We start from the raw sequence: 24952 nt of genomic DNA, 5'->3' as shown, positions 1-24952 counted from the left end.
CCGGCCTAGAAGGCGGTGCTGCGGTAGCCGGGAATGGCCTCCTCGAAGTAGCTGTCGGCCTCGCGGCCCACGCCGCCGAGCCCCTTGAACACGAAGCGCAGGAAGATCCCGCGGTCGGTGAAGTCATCGGTCACGGCGCCGGTGTCGTTGTCATCGATCCACTCGCGCCACACCAGCTGCACGCCGTAGCAGCAGTCGTTCCACTGCACCCCGGCCAGCTGCTCCAGGGAGCGGTCGTTGGTATTGTCGTAGAGCAGACGACCGATCAGGTCGAGGCTCCGGCCGGCCTGCCACGCAAACGAGACGTCATACTCCTCGCGATCGTAGTCACGGAAGTCATCGTCACCCCGGTCCAGCGAGGGGTCGAAGCCTTCGAGCTCCCAGTGATAGCCGAGGTTCAATGCATGCCCCTGGGGCGAGCGATACTGCAGGTCGACCCCGGTACGCTCGGTACGCTCCCGGTCGTCGTCATAGAGCCACTGCCAGCGGGTACGCCAGCGTTCGGTGACCTGCCAGTCGGCATTCGCCACCAGCGGCGAGCGATCCCGGGTGGCGCGATAGCGATCGGCACCATTGGCCGGCAGCTCGTCGGGGTTGCCCGCCATGTCGATCGTGCGATCCTCGAAGTAGAGCGCCTGCCCCAGCCCCAGGGAGAGGCGCTGGCGGCCGCTGTCATCTTCCAGCAGGCGCGACGCCACGCCCAGGGAGAGGCGGTTGAGATCACCGACCCGATCGCTGCCCGAGAAGCGGTGGGGCGACCACAGCTGGCCCCAGGAGAAGGCGCGCTCGCTGGTGTCGAAGTCGGGGAAGTCGCTCTGGTCACGGGCCGGCACATAGGCGTAGTTGGCTCTCGGCTCCAGGGTCTGGCGATAGCCACGGCCGCCCAGGTCGAGCTCACGCTCGAAGACCAGGCCGGCATCCACGGAGGTGACCGGCACGCTGCGGGTCAGGCTGGTATCGCGGTCGCCGACGTCACGGTTACCGTAGTCCAGCTCATAGGCGGTACCCAGCCACTCGAGGCGCGGCTCGAGGTGGCCCCAGCTCGTGTCGAAGCGCCAGCCCAGGGCCGGCGACAGATGCAGCCGGGAGCCGATGGCCGCCTCCCGCACCTGAGGAATCTCGCTTTCCTCGACGTCGCGCCAGAAGTAACTGTAGTTGCTTCGCCACTGCTGATAGAAGCCGCTCTCCTGACGCCAGCGGGCAGAGGCGCTGAGACTGGGCAGGCGGTAGAAGGGCTTGTCCTGCTCCAGCAGCGGGTCGTCGAGCTTCTGGAACCCCTGGGCGCGAGCATCGAGGCGCCAGGTGTCACCGCGGTAATCGATCTGGGCCAGCCGCGGCATCGCCGAGGTGTTCTGCTCGGCGAAGTCGCTGCCGAAATCATCGAAGTAGCGACCGTCGCTGGCCGCCCCGTAGCGCAGCCGATAGCGGGTGCGGGGGTCCAGGGTGCCGGCATGGCGATAGTCGAGGTACCAGCGCTCCTCGCCCTCGAAGCGCCGCGGTGGGTCATTGGGGTTGTCGCTGCTGCCGGCATCATCGCTGCCCAACCAGGCGCCCTCGACCTGACCGGCCGCGGAAGGGAACAGATAGCGGTACTGGCCACCCAGCAGCAGCCCGCTGTCGCTGATCCAGCGCGGCGTGATGGTGGCGTCCTGGTCCGGGGCGATATTCCAGTAGAAGGGCTGGGCATAGTCCAGCGAGTCGCTGGAGAAGCCCACCGTCGGCCACAGGAAGCCGGTATGCCGGCGATCATCGATGGGAAAGCGCACCCAGGGCCAGTAGAAGACCGGAACATCCTTCACCTCCAGCCGGGCATGGCGGGCGGTACCGAAGCCGCTTTCCCGGTCGAGCACGACATCACCGCCCACCAGGCGCCAAAGATTGTCGCCCGGGTCGCAGGTGGTGAAGCTCGCCGAGGAGAGCCGATAGCGGCCATCCTCGAGGCGTGCCAGGCGCTCGGCATCCCCACGCAGGCGCTGGTCGTGAACCACATAGTGGGCCTCGTCGATGCTCGCCGCATCGTTGACCAGCGAGAGCTCGGCGGCACTGCCCCGCACCAGCAGCCCCTGGTCGCGCAATGCCATGGGGCCCTCGGCGTAGGCGCGTTCCCGACTGGGGGGCACGCGCACCTCGGGGGTCTCGAGCTGGGCGGTATCGCGGCGCAGCACGACCTCGCCCCGCAGCAGGGTCTCGCCATCCTCGCCGTAGTGGGCGCTCGTCGATTCGCTGGCCACCTTGCCGGGCTCCGGCGGCGGCAGGCGATAGCCGGGCATCACATATCGCCCACGACATCGGGCATCCGCGGGGCGCTCGTCGCCCCAGGCCTGAAAGTCCAGCTGTTCGGCAGGCAACGACTCCGGGGGAGCCGCCTGCAGCGGACCTCCGGCAAACGCCGCGGTCGCCAGGCCCGCGAGGGCTGTCCATGAGAGTCGTTTGCCCATGTTGGTCGATGTCCTTGGCGGGGTGAAACGCTATTATACAGGCCGCCGTCGGCCTGTCCTGCCGGCGGTGACGGCGCAGCGCCCAGCATGCGGTGCCTGCCCACGACCGTCAACCGGACATACCGACTGGAGCCTCATCCATGACCGACGCCGCCTCCGACGCCTCGCGCCACGAACGGCTCACCCGCTGGGCCGCCGAGCGCCATGCCCTGGCGCCCGATGCCTTCGAGCTGCGCCTGGCCGCCGGTGACGCCAGCTTCCGCCGCTACTACCGACTTGCCCTGCCCGATGACACCACCCGTATCCTGATGGATGCCCCACCCGACCAGGAGGATAGCGGCCCCTTCGTGGCCATCGCCCGTCGCTGGGAGGCCGCCGGGCTCCCGGTGCCGCACCTCTACTCGGTCGACCTGGAGGCGGGATTCATCGAACTGGAGGATCTCGGGGATACGCCACTGCAGCACTGCTTCAACGATGACGCCGCGACGACGACCTGGCACGAGCGCGCCATGGCGCTGCTCCATGATCTCCAGAATCGCGCCGGACCCGAAACCCTGCCACGCTTCGATGCCGCCCTGCTCGAGCGTGAGCTGGAGCTCTTCCCCGAGTGGTGCCTGGGCGAATGGCTTGGCCTGGAGCCCCCCGCGAGCTGGACGGCGCTACGCCAGGCCCTGGTGGAGCCGGCGCTGGCCCAGCCGATGGTCACCGTGCATCGCGACTTCGATGCCATGAACCTGATGGTTCGCGATGACGCCCTGGTGTTGATCGATTTCCAGGACGCCGTCGCCGGCCCACTCAACTACGATCTGGTCTCGCTGCTGCGCGGCCGCTACTGCCGCTTCGACGCGCCGCGCTTCGCCGCCTGGGTCGAGGCCTTCCGACACCGCGCGATCGCCGACGGTCGCCTCCCCTCCCGCACCACGGAGGCCGACTTCCTGGCCCAGGCCAACGCCATGGCCGCCCAGCGCTCGCTCAAGGTCCTGGGCATCTTCTGCCGCCTGACCCTGCGCGACCAGAAATCGGGTTATCTCGAGCGCCTGCCCCACTTCCTCGATCATCTCGAGGACAGCCTGGCGGGCCTGGAGGGACACGACGCCTTCAAGACCTGGCTGTCCGACACCTTCCGGCCGGCCCTGGTCACCCGGCTGGAGGCGAGCACATGAAGGCGATGATCCTGGCCGCCGGCCTCGGCACCCGCATGCGACCGCTCACCGACCACTGCCCCAAGCCACTGCTGCGGGTGGGCAGCAAGCCACTGATCGTTCACCACCTCGAACGGCTGCGCGCGGCGGGCATCCGTGAGGTCGTGATCAACGTCAGCTATCGCGCCGAACAGATCATCGAGGCGCTCGGGGATGGCAGCTCTTGCGGCGTTTCCATCGCCTGGAGCCGGGAGGAGACGCCCCTGGAAACCGGCGGCGGCATCCAGCGGGCGCTGCCGCTGCTTGGTAACACGCCCTTCCTGCTGGTCAACGGGGATATCTGGTGCGACCTCGACCCGACCACACTGCCCGCGCTCGGCGACGGCGACCTGGCGCGGCTGGTGCTGGTGGACAATCCCGCGCATCACCCGGATGGCGATTTCCACCTCGACGCCGATGGCCGGGTGCACCCCCAGGGTGAGCCGCGGCTCACCTTCTCGGGCATCAGCCTGCTCGACCCGGCGCTGGTGGCCGACGAGCCTCCCGGCGCCTTCGCCCTGGCGCCACTGCTGCGCCGCGCCATGGCCGAGGAGCGCGTGGCCGGCCACCACCACCGCGGTCAATGGGTCGATGTGGGCACGCCGGAGAGACTCCGAATGCTGGGCGAGGTGCTGGTGCCAAGGCGCCCCCGACACTAAGCGGGAGCAGATTCCTGCATCGTCGCCTGTGTTGCGGTGGCGATAATCAAGGCGGTCAGGATGGCCTCTTGGGTTGCCGAACTAATAGAACCGTTCGGCCACGGCAACCGGATGATTGGTCTCCCGAGTGTCGCCACCAGCGGGCTCGAGGGCGAGGGTTACCGTGTCATCCTGGCATCTGATGTCGCCTTCGCCGGCTACTGTGCCGCCAGTCGCGTGGCATTAGCCACCACGGTCAGCGAACTCATCGCCATGGCAATAACGGCGACCACCGGCGGAATAGCGCCGAAGGCAGCAAGGCTCAAGCCCAGGGCATTATAGATCAGCGCGAACGCCAGGTTCTGGCGCATGACGCCATAGGCATGCCGGGCGAACGCCCGGGCATCGGCGACTCGACCGACACCGCCCTCGGCAATGGCCACACCGGCCGCCGCGGTGGCGGTGCTGCTGGCGTCCGCCACGGACAGGCCGATCGCTGCCTGGGCCAGGGCTGGGCCATCATTGATGCCGTCACCGGCGAAGGCAACACTGCCTCGAGTATGCTTGACGATCAGAGCCTTGGCTTCCGGGGTGCAATCCGCATGGACCCGCTGCTTCGAGATACCAAGACGCTCGGCTATCCGATCGGCTGGAGCTCGGGCGTCGCCGGTAACGATGGCGCATTCGATCCCTTGATCATGCAGGCGTCGTATCGCCGCCGGGGCATCCTCCCGCAAACGATCCTCCAGCACCAGGGTCGCCAGCCATCGTCCGGCTACCGCCAGCTCGACCCGTAGCTGAATATCGGGGCTTGTCACATCGTGGTCATCCGCGTCGTTACAGGCAATACCCTGCTGGCTCAGGAAGGCGCGGCTGCCCACCAGAATACGGCCCCAATGGGAGTCCTCGCGGCTGACCCCGCGCTGGTGGCGCCGAACGGGCGCCGCTGACACCATCGAAGGGTTTTCACCGGTAGCGTCTTGCAGTGCCTGAGCGATGGGATGATCGACGCCCTGTTCAGCGTAGGCGGCCAGGGCAATCAGGGCGGCGTCGTCGAGGGCGCTGTCGCTGCGCCGTTCGACACGCAGCAAGCCAAGCCGTCCCTCGGTGAGGGTGCCGGTCTTATCGAAGAGTATCCGGTCGATCCGGGCCATGGTCTCGAGGGCCGCGGGGTGGCGAAACAGGATGCCCTGGCGAGCCGCCTGGCTGGCGGCGGTCACGTAGGCCACCGGCACGGCGATACCCACCGCGCAGGGGCAGGCCACCACCAGCACCGAGACCGCCCGCAGCACCGCTTCCTGCGCGGGCAGGCCGAGCAGCGCGCTTACCAGGCCGGTCAAGAAGGCAAGGGTCAGCGCCACCGGCACCACCCAGCGGGCCACGCCGTCTGCCAGGCGCTGGGTGTCGCCCTTGGCTCCCGCCGCCTCGGCGATACGCGCACCGATACGGTCGATATGCCGCTGCCCCACTCCGGCCTCGACTCTCACCAGGATAGGGCTGACCAGGTTGACGCAGCCCGCCTCGATAGCGTCTCCGGGGGCGGCGGCCACCGGCAGGGATTCCCCGGTCAGCACCGCCCGGTCCAGCTGGGTCCGGCCTTCCACCAGGCGGCCATCCAGCGGCACTCGCTGGCCGGCGGGCACCTGGATCAAGGCGCCCGGCGGAACCCCCGTCGCATCGACTCGCTGGAACTTGCCGTCGTCCTGCAGCCAGTCCGCGGTTTCCGGCAGGGTATCCTGCAGGGCGTCGATGGCCTGGGCCGCATGGCGCAGGGTACGGGTCTCGATGAAGCGGCCCAGGGTCAGCAGGGTGACCAGCATCACCGCGGTATCGAAATAGACGTGGGCCTGGCCTCGGTAGAGCTGCCAGAGCGACAGGGCCAGGGCAGCAGTGGCGCCGATGCCGACCAGGGTATCCATGCCCGGCACTCCGGTGCGCAGGGTGCGCCAGCCCGCCAGCAGGATCGGGCCGCCGGTAAGGGCCAGCACCGGGAGCGACGCGATACCCGCGGCGAAGGCGATCCACCAACCGGCGGGAGAAGTGGCGATGCCGCCGCTGTCGAGATAAAGCAGCAGCGACGGCAGCATGGTCCACATGCCGAAGAAGGCCGCGACCGCCAGACGAATGCCGAGCCCCTCGACCTGACGGTCGATGCGCGAGAGGGTTTCCTCCGCGCTCATGGGCGGGCCCAGGCGGTAGCCCAGCCGGCGGACTCGGCGAGCCAGGTCTCGCAGCTGCAGCCGCGTTGGGTCCCAGCGTATCAGGGCAGTGGAAGTGGCGAAGCTGACACCGACTTCGCTGACTCCGGGGGTACGCTGGATCACCTGCTCCGTGGCGGCGGCGCAGCTCGGGCACCAGAGCCCGTCGATCGACAGCAGCGCGTGGCCGCTACCCTGTAGCGCCTCGAGTTCAGGGCATTCGCTACCCTTTCGTCGCCTGCCCACCGAGTTACTGCAGCTGTTGGTTCATGGTGGACATGCCGGCGGTTCGCCGAGACTTCACGAAGCGCTCCCAGCGTTCCGGTGTGGCGCCTTCACCCAAGCTAACCCCATGGGCCTGCTGGTTGTAGTAGCCCATGTGCTGGTGGTACTTCTCCTGGGCCCTTTCGAGGCTGATGCCTTCCTCCAGCTGGCGAGGGTCCGCCGGGCGCGGGAAACTGTTGATATAGGCCGCCACGTCCCAAGCTTGCTGATCGCTCAGGCTATAGGGCTTGCCCAGGGGCATATTGGCCTTGATGAAGCCCGCAGCGGTGTTGACGCGATGCATGCCCGCCCCCCAGTTGTAGGCGTGTGGCCCCCATAGCGGCGGAAAGATATAACGACCATTGAGATCCTTCTGCCCCTGGCCATCCAGCCCGTGACATACCGCGCAGTTGTTGACGAAAACCTCCTCTCCACGCTGCCGGTCATAGCCGAGATCGGTTTTTTCCAGGCTTGGGTAGCCGCGACCCGGCATGTCCTCGTTAATGGGTGCGCCATCGCCCAGCCAGTAGAAATAGCTCTGCAAGTCCTTGTAGACCTGGTGTCCCGAGGGCGGCGGCCCCCCGCTGGGGGAGTCCTGGGCATTCATGGAGTAGGTGAAGCAGCCGTTGATGCGGTCTTCCATGGTGTTGATCATCTTGTTCTTGCCGCGATAGGCCGGGTAGTTGTTGATCGCCGCCCACATTGGCGCCGAGTGCGCCTTGCGCCCACCATCCAGGTGACAGTTGGCACAGGCAAGTTCATTGCCGGCGAACTGCCGGGCGTTGGTGCCGGTGTTCAAGAAGATTTCACGGCCACGCCGTACCGACTCGCCGAACTCATTATCGGGAATTTCGTGATCAAGCGATGGCTGAAAGTAGCCTGCGGCATCCTTGGGTGGCCTGGGGGCGTCCGCCCTGGGATCTTCCTGCCAGGCCTTGCGTTGCTCTGCGAGATCCTGGCGCGCCTTGCGAGCAATCTGGGCGTTCTCTTCTGCCTGGCTTGGCTGTTCCTTAGGGCCGGTGACATAGGGAAACAGGTTATAGTTGGCGATGAGCACGCCTGCAGCGAGCAGTACGACCGCACCCACGCCGGCATAGGCGAAGCGGCGCCTGCTCGAGCGCCCCATCCGCGAATTCCTGTGATCAGTCATGCTCGTCGCTCCCCTGTTGACGGTCCTGTGAACGATCGGCGGTGTCTGTCGATGTCGATAATGCTTCCGGGGGCGGCGTATCGAGCCCGATTTTCTGCGCCGGCGGTGCAGGCAACGAGGCCAGATAGTCCGCTACGGAGCGCATATCATTCTCAGAAAGCGCCGTGGCGACGTTGTGCATCAGATTGACCGGCGAGTTGGCTCGCCGACCATTCTTCCAGCTGGCGAGCTGGATATAAGTATAGCTTGGGTGTTGAGCGGCGAGGGCAGGAAACGCCTGCCCTACGCCCCAACCGGAGGAGCCGTGGCAGCTGTAGCAAGCCGGCACATCGATGCTCCAGTCGCCCCGCAGCACGAGTTCACGACCGCGATCCAGGTCGCCGCTGAGACTTGGCTTGGCACTGCTGGGGCTTTCCAGCTGGGCGTAATACTTGCCAAGCGCCGCCATCTGCTCACCGGTCAGGCCTTCCACCACATACTGCATGTTGGCGTTCAGGCGACGCTGATTGGCATAGTCGTGTAGCTGTTTGGTGAGGTAGCCCGCCGGCAATCCGGCCAGCCGTGGCACGGTTTCCGCTCCTTGCCCCTGATCACCATGGCAGGAAGCGCAGGCCCAGACCTTGTCGGTGCCCTTGCCGATCAGCGTTTCGATGCCTGCGGCATCGGCGTTGGCGGCAATACGCCCGTAGTGCAGTGCCGCCAATGGCTCTTCGAGAGGATCCGCGCTTGTGGTCAGTGGTTCTGAGTCGGTACGTTCTCCAGCATCATCGTCTTGACCCTGGCTCCAGGAAGTCGCTGCCAATCCGCTGCCCAGGATGAGTAACGCCGCGCAGGTCACCAGCCTGCCAGTCGTCTTGAATGAGCTCATCATTTGGCCTCCTCCCGCGAAGCTGTGGTCGCAGCCGCCTGGGTATGACTCCTCGATAGCGATGCAGGAATACCGAAGGTCTCGGCGAGTTCCCTGCCGCCCGCCCAGGGGGTACGACGACCGATAGAGCGCTGACGCTGCTCATCGACAAAACTCGCATCGATGCTTGAGGCCTGGTTGCCCCAGCTGTTGCGCACATGGTTCACCACGGCGGCGATCTGCTCGTTGTCCAGGTCATGACCAAAGGTAGGCATGCGGCCATTGTAGGTATCGCCAGCCACGGAGATTTCTCCCTGGATGCCGAACAGCAGAATGTTTACCGGCACCTCCGGCGCTGCCATCACGTAACGGGATCCCACCAGCGGTGGCACCGCCTTGGCGATGCCTGCACCATTGTTCTGATGGCAGGTGGAGCAATTGGCGATAAATAGCTGGCGCCCATTCTGCGTGGAAGGCGCGACGGCGGAGGCCTGGGGTTCATCTGCTCCGATGGGGCCCTGGATAGCCTCCGGCTTCGTTTCCGCCATCTCGCTTGTCGTGATCAGAGTGACGATGCCCCAAATCGCCAGGGCGAAAGCGATGGCGAACACTTGCCAAGGAATGGGGTTTGGCGGCTCGTGGGGGTCGAATCCGGTATCGCTGATACCGGCTACGTTCTTTATTCGACTCTGTTTTTTAGGCTTCCGGCTGGGCTTTGGATCATGCCTCCAGGTCATGACTCCTCCTTGGCCGCGAAGCCATTATCTCGAAGATCAACTCGCTCTGCGGGGTAGGTACGGTCGAGGCTGAGCAGATAGTCAACCAGGTCGAGGGCCGCCTGCCTGGCGACGATGAACTTTCCCTCGGGGCGATAGCGCGCCGGCACTGGAACGACCACATCATCTTCCGCCGCCTGCACCTTGGCTTCGAACAGATAGGGGTAGGCCGGCATGATGCTTTGCGGCACGATGGCCCGTGGCTGATACAGGTGGGTCAAATGCCAGGCCTGGGAGGGCAGGCGCGCCCCCACGTTAAGCAGGTCCGGCCCGGTGCGCATGGTGCCCAGTAGATGCGGCTGATCATAGACATAGTCCGCCGGCGTCGAGGGGCGCCCCCAGCCGCGCAGCCCATCCGGAGCCTGCTCGGGAGAGCGCGGCTGCTGGGAGTGGCAATAGACACAGCCTTGGCTTATATATTCTGCGCGTCCATTTAGCTGGGCCTGGGTGTAGGGCTCGAGCCCCTCCGGAGCGTCGATGGTACGAATCTGCATCGCCGGCCCCGCCACCAGGAACAGGGTGGCAAGGGCCAGGAGCGCCAGGGTAACGACAATCAAGGGTAAGGCACGATTCATAGCATCAGGCTCCCGACCTCGGGGTGGCAACCGAGGCATCAGTATCGCCCGCGTCTTCTACGAATCGGCGGGTACGGCCAAGAAACAGCACGGCCAGGTTAGCGGCGAATACCAGGTGCCCGATGGTCATCAAGGTGCCGCCCAGGGAGCGACCGGCCAAGTAGGGAATGGTCACTTCCATGCTCTCCAGCCAGTCCCTGCTGGCGTCGAGCATTGCCATGCCCTGCAGCCAGCCGCCTATGGTTAACGCGATGAAGTAGATGGCAAATCCCGCGACCACCAGCCAGAAGTGCAGACTGATCGCCCAGGGCATGGGCCAGGCACGGCCGGTGATGCGTGGCAGCATGTAATAGATACCACCGAACAAGACCATGGCCACAAAGCCGTAAACGCCCAGATGGGCATGAGCCACGGTGTAGTGGGTGAAGTGAGTGACGGTATTGAAGGCGCGCACCGCTTCAAGCGAGCCCTGCAGCGAAGCAAGGGTGTACATGATCGCGCCGAGGGCAACGAAACGAAGCGGCAGACTCTCCTTCCAGGCCCATAGATTTCCCAGGCTCAGCGTATGCTGATTGATGGCCACGGCAATGACTGAAATCACCATCATTACCGACTGCACCACGGAGAGCGACACCACCCAGGTAGGTACCGGGCCGCCGATCAGGTGGTGCATGCCCACCTGGCTGTAAAACAGTGCCAGCGCCCAGAACCCCAGCAGCGACAGCCGATAGGAGTAGATCGGCTTGCCGATGATCTTGGGAATGAAATAGTAGGCGGCGCCCAGACCCAGCGGCGTCAACCACAGGCCCAGCACATTGTGAGCAAACCACCAATTGGCGGTGGCCTGCTGGGCGCCACTATGAACCCCGGGCAGGTTGGCGAGAATGAACAGCGCCGGAAACCAGAAGAGTGCCGCCATGTAATACCAGCCGGTCACGTAGATATGATTTACCCTGCGGGCCGCGGTGGTGTAGAGCAGAGGGATGGCGAAGCAAGCACCGCCAACGGCCAGGAAAATATCGATTTGCCAGGGAATTTCGAGCCACTCCTGGCCGTCGTTCCAGCCCATGGCGATGACGACGACCCCGGCAAGCAATGCCAGATTCCATACCACCGCGCCGGACATAGCGAAGCGGACTTTCTGCAAAGAGACCTTGAACAGGGTGGGCACCAACCAGAACGCAGTGCCCACTCCCCCCAGAGAAAGAAAACCATAGATGACCGAGTTCAAGTGCAAGGTGCGCATGCGGCCAAAGGTCAGCGGTGCGCTGCCGGTCAACCAGTCCGGGATATGCAGCTTCAATGAGGCGATGACGCCGAATACTGAGCCGAATACCAGCCAGGCGGTGCTCGTCACGAACATGACGATCAATAAACGGCGCCACTCTCCGCTCATTCCCGGCTGCTGGGCGCTTGGCGACCTGTCACTATGAGAAGAGGTGGGGTCATCCAGTTTGCCGCCTTCGCCCTCGTCGAATACTGCCCGGGCGTCACTTTCGGTGATCTTGAACTGCTGGGTCGATATGGCCCAGATCAGCGCCGCGACGGCGATCAGGGAGGCAGCGAAACTGAAAGCCAGTAGAGTGCCGATGGTGAAGTTCATGCGCGCTCCTGAAGAGATTTGAGGGCCCTATCAGCGACATCCACTTATTAACATAGACAAAAAGGCAATAAGAACCAAGCCAGAGGCCCCACCCCCGGATAGGAAACAATAGAGCCGCTCGACCACGACAACCGGGTGATTTACCTCCTGAGGTCGCCGCAGGCGAGCTCGCTATCTATGGATCAGGAGAAGGAAAAGCTGAGCTCATTCGATACTGCTGGTATGCTGATCGCCTTTTCCACCACAGCTTCAACAACCTCACAGCCAGGGGCGCCGGAGTAGCCCCGACGACTCTGCAAGCGACTCACAAGGAAACTCGAGACATGAAAGCCACAGTGAAATGGACCGACGGTCGCCAGTTCGTCGCCGAATCGGGAAGCGGCCATAGCGTGGTCATCGACGGCCCGCCCGACCATGGCGGTCGCAACACCGGCCCACGCCCCATGGAGATGCTGCTGATGGGCATGGGGGCCTGCGCCTCCTTCGATGTTCTCAATATCCTCGAGAAGGCCCGTGCCGATGTCAGTGACTGCGTGGCCGGCATCGAAGCCGAACGCGCCGACGCCACGCCCAGCGTGTTCACGTCGATTCACGTCCACTTTACCGTGACCGGCAAGGGGCTGAAGGAGAAGCAGGTGGCACGAGCCGTGGAGCTCTCCGCCGAGAAGTACTGCAGCGCCTCGATCATGCTGGCCAAGGGCGGGGTCGAGATGTCCCACTCCTATACCATCATCGAAGACGGCGTAACCGAAGATGGTGTCGAGGGCTGAGACACCCGGAATGCACCTGATGCGCCGAACACCCTGGATCGCGCGGTTGCCCGCAGGAGCGCCGACTACCCAGCCGGCCAGGTAAAGCGTCGGCCGCCCATCAGGTGCATGTGAATATGATAGACCGTCTGGCCGCCCTGGTCATTGCAGTTCATCACCACTCGATAGCCCTCCTCGGCGAAGCCACGCGCCTGCGCCAGACGGGCGGCGGTGAACTGCAGTCGCCCCACCAACGCCAGATCGCCCTCCTCGATATCGTTGAGGGTCGCGATATGCTTCCTGGGAATGATCAGCAGATGGGTCGGTGCCTGGGGGTTGATATCCTCGAAGGCCACGACCTGATCATCCTCGAAGACGATCTCGGCGGGAATCTCGCGATTGATGATCTTGCAGAACAGGCACGACATCTTGCAGGCCTCCTCCTCGACAGGGTGTTCGGCCTCAGCGCGAACGGCGCTGGGCCAGCAGGTGACGCACCAGCGGTCCCAGAATCAGCTCCATGGCCAGGGAGACCCGTGCACCGGGCACCACCAGGGTATGCGGGCGGCTCATGAAGGCATCCGGGATCATCGCCAGCAGATAGGGGAAATCCACCGTGGACGGCTCACGGAAACGAATCACCGCGAAGGACTCGGCATCCGAGGGGATATCCTGCACCTCGAAGGGGTTGGAGGTATCCACCGTCGGCACCCGCTGGAAGTTGATATGGGTACGCGAGAACTGCGGCTGGATATAGCGCACATAGTCGTCCATGCGCCCCAGGATGGTGTCGATCACCGCCTCCTGTGAGTAGCCGCGCAGCTTGGTGTCGCGATCGATCTTCTGGATCCACTCCAGGTTCATGGTCGGCGCCACGCCCACCAGCAGGTCGACGTGGCGAGCGATATCGTGCTCGGGCGTGACCAGGCCGCCATGCAGCCCCTCGTAAAACAGCAGATCGGTACCATAGGGCAGGGGCTGCCACTCGGTGAAGGTGCCGATCTGGTACCCCGCCTCGATCATCTGCTTGTCTTCGGCGTGGATGTACTGACGATAGGTACCGCTCCCGCTGTCGCCATACTCCTGGAACAGCGTCTCGAGCTCCTCGAGCAGATTGGCCTCCACCGCGAAGTGGGAAAGCTCCCCCTTGTCGGGCGCCTCGCGGAAGGTCCGCGCCAGCTCTTCACGGGTATAGCGGTGGAAGGCGTCGCCATCGACGAAGGCGGCATGCACATCCTCCCGGCCGAACATGCGCTCGAAGGTGCGCCTGACGGTGGTGGTGCCGGCCCCCGAGGAGCCGGTCACGGCGATGATCGGGTATTCACGGGACATCAGGACCCTCCTGTCCCGGCGAAAGCCGCCTTCACCGCCTCGGGCACCGTCACCGGGCGGCCGGTCTCGGGGTCCACCAGCAGCAGGTTGAGGCGCGCCGTGGCCACCGGCCTTCCCCCCTCGGCATGGCACACCCGCTGAAAGACGGTGAGCGCCTTGCCGCGCGGGGAGGGGATCGCCGTCTCCACCACCAGGGCATCGGGCCAGCGCGCCTCGGACTGGTACTGCACGGCGAGGTCGGCCACCACACTCGGGTAGCCGCCCAAATCCCACTCGGTCAACCCTCGTGCGGCCAGCGCCTGGATGCGTGCCTCGTGGAGCAGCGACACCAGGGCATCATGCCCCAGGTGGCGGCCATAGTTCATGTCGGTCACTCGCACCGTCAGCGGCTGACGATGGATGATGGCGGCCTCGGGAAACTCAAGCCTGACGCGCTCCATGCTCGCCTCCTACTGTTGATCTTGTTATGAAACGATCGACGACTCAGCGCTCGCCACGCTCCCGGGCAATGGCCCGATGGGCGATATCACGGCGACAGAAGGCCCCCTCCCAGCGGATGGCATCGACCCCTCGATAGGCATTCTCGGCGGCGGCCGCCACGCCCTCACCCAGGGCGGTGACACAGAGCACACGCCCACCGGAGGTCACCAGGTGGCCATCCCGCTCGGCGGTGCCGGCATGAAAAACCTTGCAGCCGGCGGCCTCGGCATCCTCTAGCCCCTCGATGACACCCCCCTTGCGATAGCTGCCCGGATAGCCGCCGGCGGCGAGCACCACGCCTACCGAGGCGCGCTCGTCCCACTCGCAGGCCATGCCGGAGAGCTCGCCCCGCGCGCCCGCCAGGCAGAGCTCGGCGAGGTCGGAGCGCAGGCGCAGCATGATCGGCTGGGTCTCGGGGTCGCCGAAGCGGCAGTTGTACTCGATCACCTTGGGGTTGCCCGCGGCATCGATCATCAGGCCGGCGTAGAGGAAGCCGGTGTAGGAGTGACCCTCTTCGGCCATGCCATGCACCGTCGGCAGCACCACCCGCTCCATGATGCGCTCGTGCACCTCGGCGGTGACCACCGGGGCCGGCGAATAGGCCCCCATGCCGCCGGTGTTGGGCCCGCTGTCGCCTTCGCCGACCCGCTTGTGGTCCTGGCTGGTGGCCATGGGCAGTACGGTCTCGCCATCGACCATGACGATAAAGCTGGCCTCTTCGCCGTCGAGGAACTCCTCGATCACCACGCGGGCGCCGGCATCACCGAAGGCATTGTCCTCGAGCATGTCACGCACCGCCGCCTCGGCCTCCTCGAGGCTCATGGCGACGATAACGCCCTTGCCCGCGGCCAGCCCGTCGGCCTTGATCACGATGGGGGCGCCCTGTTCACGCAGATAGTCCAGCGCCGGCGCCACCGCGGTGAAGGTGCGGTACTCGGCGGTGGGAATCGCGTGGCGCGCCAGGAAGTCCTTGGTGAAGGCCTTGGAGCCCTCGAGCTGGGCGGCACCGGCGGTGGGGCCGAAGATCGCCAGGCCCGCCTCGCGGAAGCGGTCCACCACACCGGCCACCAGCGGCGCCTCGGGGCCGACGATGGTCAGGTCGATGTCGGTATCCCGGGCGAAGAGCAGCAGCCCCTCCAGGTCATCCGCCGCGATGGCCACGTTGGTCAGCCCGGGCTCCCGGGCGCTGCCGGCATTGCCCGGTGCCACATAGGTCATTGACACCTTGGGTGACTGAGCGACCTTCCAGGCCAGGGCGTGTTCGCGGCCACCGCCGCCGATGATCAGCACCTTCATCCTATCCACCTTCATGCTGCTGGCCGACTGTGCGGCATTGGAAATCGAGGCGGCATTATGTCAGAAAGTCGGGGCGCCTGCGTGACGATACGCGCCTACGGCTCGCCATCGTCACCCTTGCCACCCTTGTTGCCATTGCCCGTGGCCTGGCCGATGGTCTTCTGCCAGAAGCGCATGTTCTCCTCGGCCATGTCGCGCATCAGATCCATGGGGGAGTGGCGCATGGCCTGCTGCCACTGATCCTGCATGCGCTGCTGCTGCTCCAGCATCAGCTTGGTCCCCTGCTCCAGGTAGCGTGACAGCGGCAGCGGCTGGGCCATGTCGTAGACGCGAATGAACTGGGCCAGCAGGTCATTGGAGAACACCTGGGCATCGCCATCGGCCTGCTCCTGCTCGATGATGATCGAGAGCAGGATGGTGCGGGTCAGGTCCTCACCGCTCTTGGCATCCTCGACGCGGAACGGCACTTCATCGAGGATCAGCCCTCGCAGATCCTCGAGGGTCACATAGCGGCTCTGTTCGGTATCATAGAGCCTGCGGTTGGCATACTTGCGAATCACGCGCACGGCGCTACTCCTCATTCGGCATGGGTGGGGCGGCTGCCCCTGCAGGACCATTGTGCACCGCGACACCCACCATGCAAGACAAAGCCGCCAACGCGAGGCCCCATGAACCTGATCCTGCTGACCCACGACGATATCGAGAACGACCGCCTGGCTCGGGTGCGTGACCCGCGACGGCTGCGACACCTGCGCGAGGTGCATCGCGCCACCCCGGGGGATCGCCTCACCCTGGGCGTGGCCGGTGGTCATATCGGCCAGGGCGAACTGCTCACCCTCGGCGAGCAGGAGGCGACCTTTGCCCTGTCGCCTCTCGACCAGACGCCGCCCCCCCCGCTGCCGGTCCATCTGGTGCTGGCACTGCCGCGCCCCCGCATGCTGGCGCGCACCCTGGAGCATGTCACCGCGCTCGGGGTCAAGCAGATCACCCTGCTGCATACCCGCCGCGTGGAGAAGAGCTACTGGATGTCACCCGAACTCAGCCCGGAGAAGATTCACCATCACCTAGTGCTTGGCCTGGAGCAGGCCCGGGACACCCTGCTGCCCGAGGTCTCCCTGGAGCGGGGCTTTCGCCCCTTCGTGGAGGATCAACTGCCGGCCCTGCTGGAGGGCCGGCGCGGCCTGCTGGCCCACCCCGGCATGCCCAGCGCCTGCCCGCGGGGGGTCGAGGCTCCCACCCTGCTGCTGGTGGGCCCGGAGGGCGGCTTCATCCCCTGGGAGGTGGAGAGGCTACTCGAGACGGGCTGCGAGGGCATCCATCTGGGTCAGCGCATCCTGCGTGTGGAGACCGCGGTAACGGCCCTGCTGGCACGGCTCTTCTAGTTAGTCGTCGTCCTCTGCCGGGTCATGCTCCACGACCCGGGAGTCATCGTCGCAGCGCGGCTCGGTAAGGAAGGTATCGCGCACGTCGAGCAGGCCCAGGTGGCTGATGGTGCGCCGCCCCAGCAGCAGCGGATAGTGCATTTCCCCGCGATCGCGCAGGCCGAACTGCTCCTCGTAGACCGTATCGCCCAGACAGACCTTCATCAGCACCACCGGTCGCTCGTCACGCCCCCCGGCGCCGCGCACCTTGAGGTCTCGATAGAGGGGCAGCTCCATGCGCTCGCTGAACAGCTCGCCACTCTCCTCATCCTCCAGCTTGAGACGAAAGCGCACCCACGTCTCGCCGTCCTTCTCGAAGCTCTCGATCTCGCGAGCATCCAGTGATGAGGTCAGGGCGCCGCTGTCGAGCTTGGCCTTTACCTCCACTCCCCACGGCTCGACGGTGGCCTTCTCGACCCAACCGAAGACCTTGTCGTCGGCCTGAACCGAAGAGGCCAGCAAGGCCGCCCCCAGGGCAGCCGTCAGCATTGGTTTGATGCGCATCCTCTTTCTCCTCTGGTGGGTAGGGTTCATGGCCGAGTCAGCGGACCAGGCGCTCCAGCAGCAGCCGGGTCGCGAAGCCATCCGGTATCTCACCGATGGACGCCTGGTACTCACGCAGGCCACGCCGGGTATTGGGCCCCAGAATGCCATCGGGCGCCCCCACGGCGAACCCGCGCGCATTGAGGGCCTCCTGCATCTCGCGGATCTCGGCGCGCGCCAGCGGCTGCTCGTCGCGTGGCCAACCGCCGATGACCCCGTCACGCCCCGCGATCTCGTCGGCGAGATTGCCGACGGCCAACGCATAACTGGTGGCGTTGTTGTAGCGCAGGATGACACGGAAGTTGGGGCCCACCAGGAAGGCGGGGCCCCTCGCCCCCGCGGGCACGATCACCGCGGCCTCCTCGAAGGCCGGCAAGGCGCCACCCCCCACGGGGCGCACGCCCTGGGCGGACCAGGCCGCGGAGGAGCGTCGATTGGCCGGCTCGGCCTGGGCATAGTCGAACCCCTCCGGCAGGATCACCTCGACTCCCCAGGGCTCCCCTTCACGCCAGCCGGCACGCTCCAGGTAGTTGGCGGTAGAGGCCATGACGTCGGGGATGCTGCCCCAGATATCGCGACGCCCGTCGCCGTCTCCGTCCCGGGCGTAGGCCTCGAAGCTCGAGGGAATGAACTGGGTATGCCCCATGGCCCCGGCCCAGGAGCCCAGCATGCGCCCGGGGGCGATATCCCCGGCGTCGATGATGCGCAGGGCGGCGAGCAGCTCGCCACGCGCAAAGTCTCGGCGGCGCCCGTCATAGGCCAGGGTTGCCAGCGCCTCCAGGGTCGAGAAGTCACCGAAGTTCCCGCCATAGTTGCTCTCGATGCCCCAGATCGCCACGATCACCTCGGCCGGCACCCCGTAACGCTGCTCCATGCGGCGTGCCGTGTCGCGGTGCTCGGCCAGGCGGGCCCGCCCGGTGGTGACTCGCTGAGCGGAGACCGCGGTATCCAGGTATTGCCAGATGGGGCGTACGAACTCCGGCTGGGAACGGTCGAGCTCGATTACCCGGGGGCGATAGCGCAATGAGGCGAGGGCCCGTTCCAGGGTTGCCTCGGAGATGCCCTCGGCGCGTGCCTCGCGACGGAAGCGAGCCAGCCAGGCCTCGAAGCTCTCGGCGTCCGCCGACGCCTCACCCCGGGGAGTGGACACCTCGCGGGTCTCACCGGTGGATGATTCGGCGGCATCATTGGCGGCTCGCGCCTCGTGGACCGGGCCACTCTGGCAACCGGCCAGCAGGGCAAGGGCCAGGCAGCCGGTCACTGTTATCCGTCGCATGAAGCTCTCCTTGGCGTGGACAGAAGGCGAGAATCATCGCGCAGTTTGCATGTCTCAGCCAGTGCCAAGCCGCAAGGGAGCCGTTGAGAGCCCCACCGACGAACAGCCTCGGGTAGCGGCCTGGCACGCTTTTCGCCATCAGCGGTCATCGCTCTCCCCGCTGTCGCACCGGGCATTGCGCTCGGTCTCCAGACCACTCCTCAACTCGTGGGTCAGGGGGTCATAGTGGGGCTTGAGCTCGTCCTTGAGCGTGCCCTCCCATAACTTGGTGCCCACGAAGTAGCCGGCCCGCCCGATCACATGGGCGGCGACGGGGGCCGTCATCATGATAAACAGGATCACGGCGAAGGCCCGTGCCACCACCGCCACCTGGGCGAAGTGCAGCGCCACCGCCAGCATGACCAGAGAAACTCCCAGAGTAGCCGCCTTGGTGGTGGCATGCATGCGGGTCAGCAGGTCGGGCAGGCGCACCACGCCCAGTGCCGCCAGCAGCATGAACAGTGCCCCGACCAGTACCAGTCCTTCGCCGACGATATCAGTCATCCCGCGGCCCTCCTCGTTCCAGGAATCTCGCGAAGCCGATGGCGGCCATAAAGGCCATCAGCGCCATGACGATGGCGACATCGAGCAGGCTGGCCACATCGGTGGCGATGGCCACCACCCCGATCATGCCGACCAGGATCGACGAGAAGAGCTCCAGCGCCACCACCCGGTCGGGCAGGCTCGGCCCCCGAAACAGACGCACGAAGGCGAGACACAGCGCCAGCGACATCAGCGCCAGGCTCAACAGGATGATGGGCGACATCGGCAATCTCCTTCACGGCTCGGCATGGCTAATGGCTAATGGCTAATGGCTAATGGCTAATGGCTAATGGCTGTCAGCGAAACAGCGTCAGGGCACGGCGCTCAAGCTCTGCCAGATTGGCACGCAGCGCCTCCTCGTCGTCCAGGAACATGGCATGGATATAGAGCACCCGGCGGTCATCGGAGACATCCAGGCTCAGGGTGCCCGGCGTCAACGAGATCAGGTTGGCGACGAAGGCGATCTCGAACTCGCTGCGTGCCTGAAGCGGCATGGCGATCACACCGGGCTTCATGTACCAGGGCGGGGTGACGATATCGTAGGCCACCTTGAGGTTGGCCATGGCCAGCTCCTTGATGAAGAAGGCGATGAAACGCACCAGCCGCGGCAGGCGCTGGGCATAGCCGGAAAGCGCCGGCACCTGGGGCTGGATCAGCGCCAGCACCAGATAGCCGAAGGCCAGACCGGCGGCCAGATTGCGGCCGTTGAAGTCGCCGGTGAGCACCACCCAGGCGCCGCCCAGCAGCAGGTTCCAGGCCGCACCGATCATGGCATCACCTCCCCCTGCTCGCCCAGCACCGCGCGGATATAACCCTGGGGATCCAGCAGCTGGTCGGCTGAGGCTTCGGCCAGGGCATGAAGAGGCCCCGGGTAGAGACCGATCAGCAGGGTACAGAGCGCCAGCCCCGCCACCGGGGCGGCCATCAGCCCCAGCTCCCGCTGGCGCACCTCCGGGAAGGGGTCGACGTCGCCCTCCGGCGGCACCGACTTCCAGAACACCTCGGCCCAGATCTTGATCATCGAGTAGAGCGTGAGCAGCCCCACCAGCAGGGCGATGGCGGTGACCCCATAGGCCTCGGCCTCGATGCCGGCGCGGATCACGATGAACTTGGCGAAGAACCCTGACAGCGGCGGAATGCCGGCAAGCGACAGGGCGGGAATCAGGAACAGCACCGCCAGCCAGGGATGGCTGCGGTAGAAACCACCCAGTCGCTCGAGCCGGTAGCTGCCACGCAGCCGATGGACGATGCCGCTGACCAGGAACAGGTTCGTCTTCACGATGATATGGTGGATGATATAGAAGACCCCGCCGACGACCGCCAGTGGCGTGAAGAGCGCCAGGCCGAGGATCATGTAGCCGATCTGGCTGACGATATGAAACGACAGGATGCGCCGGAACTCGAACTGGGCCGCCGCCCCCAGCACCCCGGAGAGCATGGTCAGCCCCGCCCCCCATAGCAGGATCTCGTGGGTGTAACCCGGACTGTGATGAAAGATCAGGGTAAAGACGCGGAACAGCGCATAGACCCCGACCTTGGTCAGCAGCCCCGCAAACAGTGCCGACACCGCGACCGGAGGGGTGTGGTAGGAGGCCGGTAGCCAGAAGAACAGCGGGAAGGCCGCCGCCTTGATGCCGAACGCCACCATGAACATCATCGCCAGGGCATCGACCATGGCCTGCTCCTCGACCATGACCAGCCGCCTGGCGATATCGGCCATGTTGAGGGTCCCCACCATACCGTAGAGCAGCCCCACGGCGACCAGGAAGATCACCGAGGAGAGCAGGTTGAGCGCCACATACTTGATCGCCCCCTCCATCTGCGCCTTCTCGCCTCCTAGGATCAGCAGCGCGAAGGAGGCCACCAGCATCACCTCGAACCAGACATAGAGATTGAAGATGTCACCGGTGAGGAAGGCACCGGCAACCCCGGCCAGCAGCAGGTGCATCAGCGGGAAGTAGCCATGGGCCTCGTGCCCCCGGCCGGCGGTGGCCAGGGAGTAGATCGCCACGGCGAATCCGATGATGCCGGTGAGTACCACCATGATGGCCCCCAGCAGGTCGGCCACCAGGCTGATGCCGAAGGGCGCGGCCCAGCCACCCACCTGAACCACCACGATCCCCTCATGGCTTACCGAAGCGAGCAGCCACAGGCCGGAGACCAGCAGCCCGGCGGTGCCCCCCACGGCGATCAGCCGCTGCATCAGGCGCGAGCGCCAGAAGACCAGCGACACGGCACCCGCCATCAGCGGGATCAGGATCGGCAGCGCAACCTCGGGGGTCACCTGTCGGTATCCTTCATCCGGTCCATGTCATCGGCACGCACGACCTCCCAGGCGCGCCGCACCAGCACCACGGCAAACGACAGCACGCCGAAGGCGATGACGATGGCGGTCAGCACCAGCGCCTGGGGCAGCGGGTCGGCCACCACACCTTCGGGGGCGGAGAGCCCCTCCGGCACCAGTGGCGGCGCGCCACGCGTCATGCCGGCGGTGGCGAAGATCAGCAGGTTGGCGGCATTGGAGAGCAGCATCAGTCCGATCACCAGCTTGACGATGGAGCGACGCAGCATCATGTAGAGGGCGGCGGCGAACAGGGTTCCGATGGTGATGGCCATCAAGGGTTCCATGGGGGCTCCTCGCGTCAGGCGTTCTCGTCGGTCTGGATCAGGGCGGTGATGGCGGTCAGCACCGAGCCGAGCACCACCAGGTAGACGCCGATATCGAAGATCAGCGGCGTCGAGGCCTTGAAGTCGATGATCGGGAGGGTCCACCACTGGGCGGTAAAGAGGGGCTGCCCGCTCCACCAGGCGGGCAGTGTCGAGGCCACCCCCAGCAGGAGCCCCAGCCCCACCAGGTCCCGGGGCGAGACCCTGAGCATCGCGTACAGGGCGCCCTGCCCGCAGGCAAACAGATAGAGCGCAAAGCCCCCTGCCGCCACCAGCCCCGCGATAAAGCCCCCACCGGGCTCATCGTGGCCACGCAGCAGCAGGAACAGCGAGAACATCAGCTGTAGCGGCAACAGCAGCCGCGCTGCCACCCTGAGGATCAGCGTGCCCGACCTAACCATCGTCTCCCCTCCGTGTCCGCCGGGCATTTCTGGCCTCGTACGCCTCGGCGTGGAAGCGCAGCATGGCATAGACACCGATGGCCGCCAGCGCCAGCACGAATATCTCCCCGAGGGTGTCCAGGGCGCGGAAGTCCACCAGGATGACGTTGACGATATTGTGACCGTGGCCCAGCGGTTGGCTGTTGGCCACCATATAGTCGGAGATGCGCGGCAGGCGCTCGCCGGAGAGCACGGTCAGCATCAACAGGGTGATCATGCCACCGACAAGCCCCGCCACGACCAGGTCACGCAGCCGCTCGACCGGGGTGGAGAGAGTGGAGAAGCGTGGCAGACGAAACAGCACCAGCACCAGCAGGATGACGGTCAGGGTCTCCACCAGCAGCTGGGTGATGGCCAGGTCCGGCGCACTGAACAACACGAAGGTCAGGGCGATGGAGTAGCCCATCACCCCCACGGCGGCCACTGCCGCCAGGCGCGAGCGCATCACGCAGGCCGCCACCGCCCCGGCGATCATCAGCCCCGCCACCACCGCCTCATGGAGGTAGACATCCGGCGCAAAGGCGAGGCTGGGCGTATGCCGCACCAGCAGCGCATGCCCCACAAGCCCCAGCAGCACCAGCAGGGTCATCACCAGATAGTTGCGAAGATAGCCGCTCTGCAGGAAGCGGGTCTGCCACTCGGCCACATGCACAAGCCCCCTGAGCAGTGCCTCATAGCCCGCCTCGGGGCCACGGGCCATCAGCGGCTCGAGACGCGCCAGCCTCGAGCGCAGGCGATCCCAGCGGCGGAACACCAGTGCACCGAGCATTAGACTGGCCAGCGACAGAACAAGCGGCAGGTTGAGGCCGTGCCAGAGCGCCAGGTGTACCTCGGCCTGCCCCGCCCCGATCCCACCGATCACGGCCCTCACCAGCGGATCGAGCAGCCCCGGGACCAAGCCGAACAGCAGCGACAGCGTGGCGAGCAGGGCGGGACCTGCGAGCATGCCGAAGGGGGCCTCGTGGGGTGCTCTTGGCGTCTCCCGTCGCGGGCCGAAGAAGGGACGAATGGCGACGACCGCCGCCACCGCCAGGGTCAGGAAGGCCGCGAGGAAGGCCAGCGGCAGGATCACTCCGCGCCAGGCCTCGGCCTCCAGCACCGACTCCAGCATCAGCTCCTTGCCGAGAAAGCCCAGCAGCGGCGGCAAGCCCGCCAGCGACAGCGCCGCCACCGCCGTCACCAGGGCGGTACGCGGCATCACATGGCGCAGCCCGCCCATGGCGGTGACATCCTTGGTGCCGGTCTCGTGGTCGAGGATGCCGGCGACCATGAACAGCGCCCCCTTGTAGAGAGAGTGGGCGAGCAGAAAGACCACGAAGGCGGTGAGTGCCGTCTCGGTGCCGATACCCAGCAGCATCGTCAGGGTACCCAGCGCCATCACCGTGGAGTAGGCCAGCAGCTTCTTGACATTGGTGTGCTGGACCGCCAGAAAGGCGCCGCTGGCCATGGTCAGCGCCCCCACCAGCGACAGAGTGACCACCCAGGACTCGGTGCCACCCAGCGCCGGGTGCAACCGCGCCAGCAGGTAGACCCCCGCCTTGACCATGGTGGCCGAGTGCAGGTAGGCCGAGACCGGCGTGGGCGCCGCCATGGCGTTGGGCAGCCAGAAATGGAAGGGAAACTGGGCCGACTTGGTGAAGGCGCCCAGCAGCACGCAGACCAGCAGCGGCAGATAGAGTGCATGCGTCTTGAGCTGATCACCCCGAGCGTTGAGCTCGGCCAGCGACCAGCTGTCGCCGGCCAGGGCCAGCATGACGAAACCGGCGAGCAGCGCCAGCCCGCCACCCACGGTGACGAACAACCCCTGCTGGGCCGACTTGCGTGCGGCGAGATCGGTATGGTTGAAGCCGATCAGCAGGTAGGAGGTGATGCTGGTGAGCTCCCAGAACACGAACAGGGCAACCAGGTTATCGGCCAGCACCAGGCCGAGCATCGACATCATGAAGGCGGTGATCACCACCAGGAAACGCGGCAGATCACGGTGACCGTGAAGGTACTCTCCGGAGTAGATCAGCACCAGGGTACCGATCACCGTGATCAGCATGGCGAACAGCCACGCCAGCCCATCGATCATGAAGGTGAGGGTGATATCGAGGCCCGGCGCCCAGGCCCACTCCAGCCATAGCGTCTCGCCGCCGGCGATGGTGGGCCACTGGGCCATCAGCCAGGCGGCAATGGCCGCCGGCAGCAGCGCCATCACGCCTGCCGCTCGCGAACCGAACCAGCGATGGAGCAGCGGCGCCATGGCTGCCACCCAGAACCCTCCCAGCACGGCGAGTTGCATCCAGTGCCCTCCCGTTGGTCGACCGAATCACCTTATTCCCACAAGGTGTTGAAACACAAGGCTCGCGCGCAACATAGTGCTTTGCGTTAGGATAAACGGCATAACGCCGTGGACGGGCCAGCGCGCCAGGGACGGGATGCGACCCGGTGTCGCTTGCATCCTCCGTCCCAGCAGGCATCCTGCGCCCCTCCCCCTCACTTCATAATTCGCAG

Annotated in this window: 25 protein-coding genes; 4 read left to right on the top strand and 21 right to left on the bottom strand. The window is 65.8% G+C overall.

What is annotated here, in order from left to right; all coding sequences use genetic code 11:
• Window positions 1-5 precede the first annotated feature (5 nt).
• Window positions 6-2438, bottom strand: a complete 2433-nt coding sequence (locus tag IOC61_RS12030) for an LPS-assembly protein LptD (protein ID WP_195689031.1) — start codon at window positions 2436-2438, stop codon at window positions 6-8.
• A gap of 140 nt (window positions 2439-2578) precedes the next feature.
• Here IOC61_RS12030 and IOC61_RS12025 point away from each other — a divergent pair, with 140 nt between their 5' ends.
• Both IOC61_RS12025 and murU read left to right on the top strand, forming a co-directional pair.
• A complete protein-coding gene (locus IOC61_RS12025; RefSeq protein WP_195689030.1) occupies window positions 2579-3601 on the top strand; it encodes an aminoglycoside phosphotransferase family protein in 1023 nt (340 codons plus the stop codon).
• Complete coding sequence (murU, locus tag IOC61_RS12020; RefSeq protein ID WP_195689029.1) at window positions 3598-4278, top strand: N-acetylmuramate alpha-1-phosphate uridylyltransferase MurU; 681 nt, start codon at window positions 3598-3600, stop codon at window positions 4276-4278. The genes IOC61_RS12025 and murU overlap by 4 nt, the downstream gene beginning before the upstream one ends.
• Window positions 4279-4475: 197 nt before the next feature.
• On the opposite strand, the gene IOC61_RS12015 is transcribed toward murU, so the two are convergent.
• From IOC61_RS12015 to IOC61_RS11990, 6 genes are read right to left on the bottom strand one after another with little or no spacing between them, the layout of a single operon-like run.
• Entirely contained in the window at window positions 4476-6701 is a 2226-nt protein-coding gene (locus tag IOC61_RS12015) for a heavy metal translocating P-type ATPase (RefSeq protein WP_195689028.1), read from the bottom strand.
• Between the two features lie 4 nt (window positions 6702-6705).
• The gene (locus IOC61_RS12010) at window positions 6706-7869 is read right to left on the bottom strand and encodes a c-type cytochrome (protein ID WP_229333105.1); all 1164 of its coding nucleotides are present in this window, start codon (window positions 7867-7869) and stop codon (window positions 6706-6708) included.
• Window positions 7862-8737, bottom strand: coding sequence for a c-type cytochrome (locus IOC61_RS12005; RefSeq protein WP_229333104.1), 876 nt, complete (start codon window positions 8735-8737; stop codon window positions 7862-7864). Before IOC61_RS12005 ends, IOC61_RS12010 begins: the two co-directional genes overlap by 8 nt.
• On the bottom strand, window positions 8737-9453 hold the full coding sequence (locus IOC61_RS12000) for a c-type cytochrome (RefSeq protein WP_195689026.1): 717 nt from the start codon (window positions 9451-9453) through the stop codon (window positions 8737-8739). Before IOC61_RS12000 ends, IOC61_RS12005 begins: the two co-directional genes overlap by 1 nt.
• Window positions 9450-10067, bottom strand: a complete 618-nt coding sequence (locus IOC61_RS11995) for a cbb3-type cytochrome c oxidase subunit II (protein ID WP_195689025.1) — start codon at window positions 10065-10067, stop codon at window positions 9450-9452. The genes IOC61_RS12000 and IOC61_RS11995 overlap by 4 nt, the downstream gene beginning before the upstream one ends.
• Before the next feature lie 4 nt (window positions 10068-10071).
• Window positions 10072-11670, bottom strand: coding sequence for a cbb3-type cytochrome c oxidase subunit I (locus tag IOC61_RS11990; protein WP_195689024.1), 1599 nt, complete (start codon window positions 11668-11670; stop codon window positions 10072-10074).
• A 323-nt stretch (window positions 11671-11993) separates the two neighbouring features.
• Between IOC61_RS11990 and IOC61_RS11985 the strand changes: the two genes are divergently transcribed.
• Window positions 11994-12440, top strand: a complete 447-nt coding sequence (locus IOC61_RS11985; RefSeq protein ID WP_195689023.1) for an OsmC family protein — start codon at window positions 11994-11996, stop codon at window positions 12438-12440.
• A 65-nt stretch (window positions 12441-12505) separates the two neighbouring features.
• Here IOC61_RS11985 and IOC61_RS11980 read toward each other — a convergent pair whose 3' ends face one another.
• From IOC61_RS11980 to phaR, 5 genes are all read right to left on the bottom strand, one after another.
• Window positions 12506-12847 (bottom strand): histidine triad nucleotide-binding protein, encoded by a 342-nt coding sequence (locus tag IOC61_RS11980; protein WP_195689022.1) that lies wholly within the window; start codon window positions 12845-12847, stop codon window positions 12506-12508.
• 34 nt (window positions 12848-12881) lie between these two features.
• The gene (locus IOC61_RS11975; protein ID WP_195689021.1) at window positions 12882-13751 is read right to left on the bottom strand and encodes a phosphoribulokinase; all 870 of its coding nucleotides are present in this window, start codon (window positions 13749-13751) and stop codon (window positions 12882-12884) included.
• The gene (locus tag IOC61_RS11970) at window positions 13751-14191 is read right to left on the bottom strand and encodes an acyl-CoA thioesterase (RefSeq protein WP_195689020.1); all 441 of its coding nucleotides are present in this window, start codon (window positions 14189-14191) and stop codon (window positions 13751-13753) included. Before IOC61_RS11970 ends, IOC61_RS11975 begins: the two co-directional genes overlap by 1 nt.
• Window positions 14192-14234: 43 nt before the next feature.
• Window positions 14235-15527: a phosphoribosylamine--glycine ligase gene (gene purD, locus IOC61_RS11965; RefSeq protein ID WP_195689019.1), complete on the bottom strand. Its 1293-nt coding sequence runs from the start codon at window positions 15525-15527 to the stop codon at window positions 14235-14237.
• Between the two features lie 95 nt (window positions 15528-15622).
• Window positions 15623-16093, bottom strand: a complete 471-nt coding sequence (phaR, locus tag IOC61_RS11960; protein WP_195689018.1) for a polyhydroxyalkanoate synthesis repressor PhaR — start codon at window positions 16091-16093, stop codon at window positions 15623-15625.
• A gap of 102 nt (window positions 16094-16195) precedes the next feature.
• Between phaR and IOC61_RS11955 the strand changes: the two genes are divergently transcribed.
• Window positions 16196-16909 (top strand): 16S rRNA (uracil(1498)-N(3))-methyltransferase, encoded by a 714-nt coding sequence (locus IOC61_RS11955; RefSeq protein ID WP_195689017.1) that lies wholly within the window; start codon window positions 16196-16198, stop codon window positions 16907-16909.
• Here IOC61_RS11955 and IOC61_RS11950 read toward each other — a convergent pair whose 3' ends face one another.
• The 9 genes from IOC61_RS11950 to IOC61_RS11910 all read right to left on the bottom strand — a co-directional run bounded on the left by IOC61_RS11950 (window position 16910) and on the right by IOC61_RS11910 (window position 24740).
• Window positions 16910-17452 carry an ATP-dependent zinc protease gene (locus tag IOC61_RS11950; protein ID WP_229333102.1) on the bottom strand — a complete coding sequence of 181 codons (543 nt, stop codon included), beginning with the start codon at window positions 17450-17452 and terminating at the stop codon, window positions 16910-16912. It lies immediately after the preceding gene.
• Window positions 17453-17489: 37 nt separating this feature from the next.
• Entirely contained in the window at window positions 17490-18767 is a 1278-nt protein-coding gene (locus IOC61_RS11945; RefSeq protein WP_195689016.1) for a lytic murein transglycosylase, read from the bottom strand.
• A gap of 138 nt (window positions 18768-18905) precedes the next feature.
• On the bottom strand, window positions 18906-19310 hold the full coding sequence (gene mnhG / locus IOC61_RS11940; RefSeq protein ID WP_195689015.1) for a monovalent cation/H(+) antiporter subunit G: 405 nt from the start codon (window positions 19308-19310) through the stop codon (window positions 18906-18908).
• A complete protein-coding gene (locus tag IOC61_RS11935; RefSeq protein WP_195689014.1) occupies window positions 19303-19572 on the bottom strand; it encodes a monovalent cation/H+ antiporter complex subunit F in 270 nt (89 codons plus the stop codon). Before IOC61_RS11935 ends, mnhG begins: the two co-directional genes overlap by 8 nt.
• A 73-nt stretch (window positions 19573-19645) precedes the next feature.
• Window positions 19646-20119 (bottom strand): Na+/H+ antiporter subunit E, encoded by a 474-nt coding sequence (locus IOC61_RS11930; RefSeq protein ID WP_195689013.1) that lies wholly within the window; start codon window positions 20117-20119, stop codon window positions 19646-19648.
• Window positions 20116-21633 carry a Na+/H+ antiporter subunit D gene (locus tag IOC61_RS11925; RefSeq protein WP_195689012.1) on the bottom strand — a complete coding sequence of 506 codons (1518 nt, stop codon included), beginning with the start codon at window positions 21631-21633 and terminating at the stop codon, window positions 20116-20118. Before IOC61_RS11925 ends, IOC61_RS11930 begins: the two co-directional genes overlap by 4 nt.
• Complete coding sequence (locus IOC61_RS11920; protein ID WP_195689011.1) at window positions 21630-21977, bottom strand: Na+/H+ antiporter subunit C; 348 nt, start codon at window positions 21975-21977, stop codon at window positions 21630-21632. Before IOC61_RS11920 ends, IOC61_RS11925 begins: the two co-directional genes overlap by 4 nt.
• 14 nt (window positions 21978-21991) lie before the next feature.
• Window positions 21992-22417 carry a Na+/H+ antiporter subunit B gene (locus tag IOC61_RS11915; RefSeq protein ID WP_195689010.1) on the bottom strand — a complete coding sequence of 142 codons (426 nt, stop codon included), beginning with the start codon at window positions 22415-22417 and terminating at the stop codon, window positions 21992-21994.
• Complete coding sequence (locus IOC61_RS11910; RefSeq protein WP_195689009.1) at window positions 22410-24740, bottom strand: putative monovalent cation/H+ antiporter subunit A; 2331 nt, start codon at window positions 24738-24740, stop codon at window positions 22410-22412. The genes IOC61_RS11915 and IOC61_RS11910 overlap by 8 nt, the downstream gene beginning before the upstream one ends.
• Between the last annotated feature and the right edge of the window lie 212 nt (window positions 24741-24952).

It is taken from the genome of Halomonas sp. KAO (assembly GCF_015595025.1).
Lineage (GTDB): Bacteria > Pseudomonadota > Gammaproteobacteria > Pseudomonadales > Halomonadaceae > Halomonas.
Note: the sequence above shows the minus strand (reverse complement) of the source record. Positions and strands in the feature narration are given on the sequence as shown.

Coding starts and splice junctions, on each gene's coding strand:
- IOC61_RS11910 (WP_195689009.1), bottom strand. CDS start 24,740: ATGCAACTCGCCGTGCTGGGAGGGTTCTGGGTGGCAGCCATGGCGCCG.
- IOC61_RS11990 (WP_195689024.1), bottom strand. CDS start 11,670: ATGAACTTCACCATCGGCACTCTACTGGCTTTCAGTTTCGCTGCCTCC.
- IOC61_RS12030 (WP_195689031.1), bottom strand. CDS start 2,438: ATGGGCAAACGACTCTCATGGACAGCCCTCGCGGGCCTGGCGACCGCG.
- IOC61_RS12025 (WP_195689030.1), top strand. CDS start 2,579: ATGACCGACGCCGCCTCCGACGCCTCGCGCCACGAACGGCTCACCCGC.
- IOC61_RS11955 (WP_195689017.1), top strand. CDS start 16,196: ATGAACCTGATCCTGCTGACCCACGACGATATCGAGAACGACCGCCTG.
- IOC61_RS11945 (WP_195689016.1), bottom strand. CDS start 18,767: ATGCGACGGATAACAGTGACCGGCTGCCTGGCCCTTGCCCTGCTGGCC.
- IOC61_RS12005 (WP_229333104.1), bottom strand. CDS start 8,737: ATGAGCTCATTCAAGACGACTGGCAGGCTGGTGACCTGCGCGGCGTTA.
- purD (WP_195689019.1), bottom strand. CDS start 15,527: ATGAAGGTGCTGATCATCGGCGGCGGTGGCCGCGAACACGCCCTGGCC.
- mnhG (WP_195689015.1), bottom strand. CDS start 19,310: ATGACTGATATCGTCGGCGAAGGACTGGTACTGGTCGGGGCACTGTTC.
- IOC61_RS11975 (WP_195689021.1), bottom strand. CDS start 13,751: ATGTCCCGTGAATACCCGATCATCGCCGTGACCGGCTCCTCGGGGGCC.
- IOC61_RS12000 (WP_195689026.1), bottom strand. CDS start 9,453: ATGACCTGGAGGCATGATCCAAAGCCCAGCCGGAAGCCTAAAAAACAG.
- IOC61_RS12010 (WP_229333105.1), bottom strand. CDS start 7,869: ATGACTGATCACAGGAATTCGCGGATGGGGCGCTCGAGCAGGCGCCGC.
- IOC61_RS11935 (WP_195689014.1), bottom strand. CDS start 19,572: ATGTCGCCCATCATCCTGTTGAGCCTGGCGCTGATGTCGCTGGCGCTG.
- murU (WP_195689029.1), top strand. CDS start 3,598: ATGAAGGCGATGATCCTGGCCGCCGGCCTCGGCACCCGCATGCGACCG.
- IOC61_RS11930 (WP_195689013.1), bottom strand. CDS start 20,119: ATGATCGGTGCGGCCTGGAACCTGCTGCTGGGCGGCGCCTGGGTGGTG.
- IOC61_RS11985 (WP_195689023.1), top strand. CDS start 11,994: ATGAAAGCCACAGTGAAATGGACCGACGGTCGCCAGTTCGTCGCCGAA.
- IOC61_RS11920 (WP_195689011.1), bottom strand. CDS start 21,977: ATGGAACCCTTGATGGCCATCACCATCGGAACCCTGTTCGCCGCCGCC.
- IOC61_RS11995 (WP_195689025.1), bottom strand. CDS start 10,067: ATGAATCGTGCCTTACCCTTGATTGTCGTTACCCTGGCGCTCCTGGCC.
- IOC61_RS11950 (WP_229333102.1), bottom strand. CDS start 17,452: ATGCGCATCAAACCAATGCTGACGGCTGCCCTGGGGGCGGCCTTGCTG.
- IOC61_RS11980 (WP_195689022.1), bottom strand. CDS start 12,847: ATGTCGTGCCTGTTCTGCAAGATCATCAATCGCGAGATTCCCGCCGAG.
- IOC61_RS11915 (WP_195689010.1), bottom strand. CDS start 22,417: ATGGTTAGGTCGGGCACGCTGATCCTCAGGGTGGCAGCGCGGCTGCTG.
- IOC61_RS11970 (WP_195689020.1), bottom strand. CDS start 14,191: ATGGAGCGCGTCAGGCTTGAGTTTCCCGAGGCCGCCATCATCCATCGT.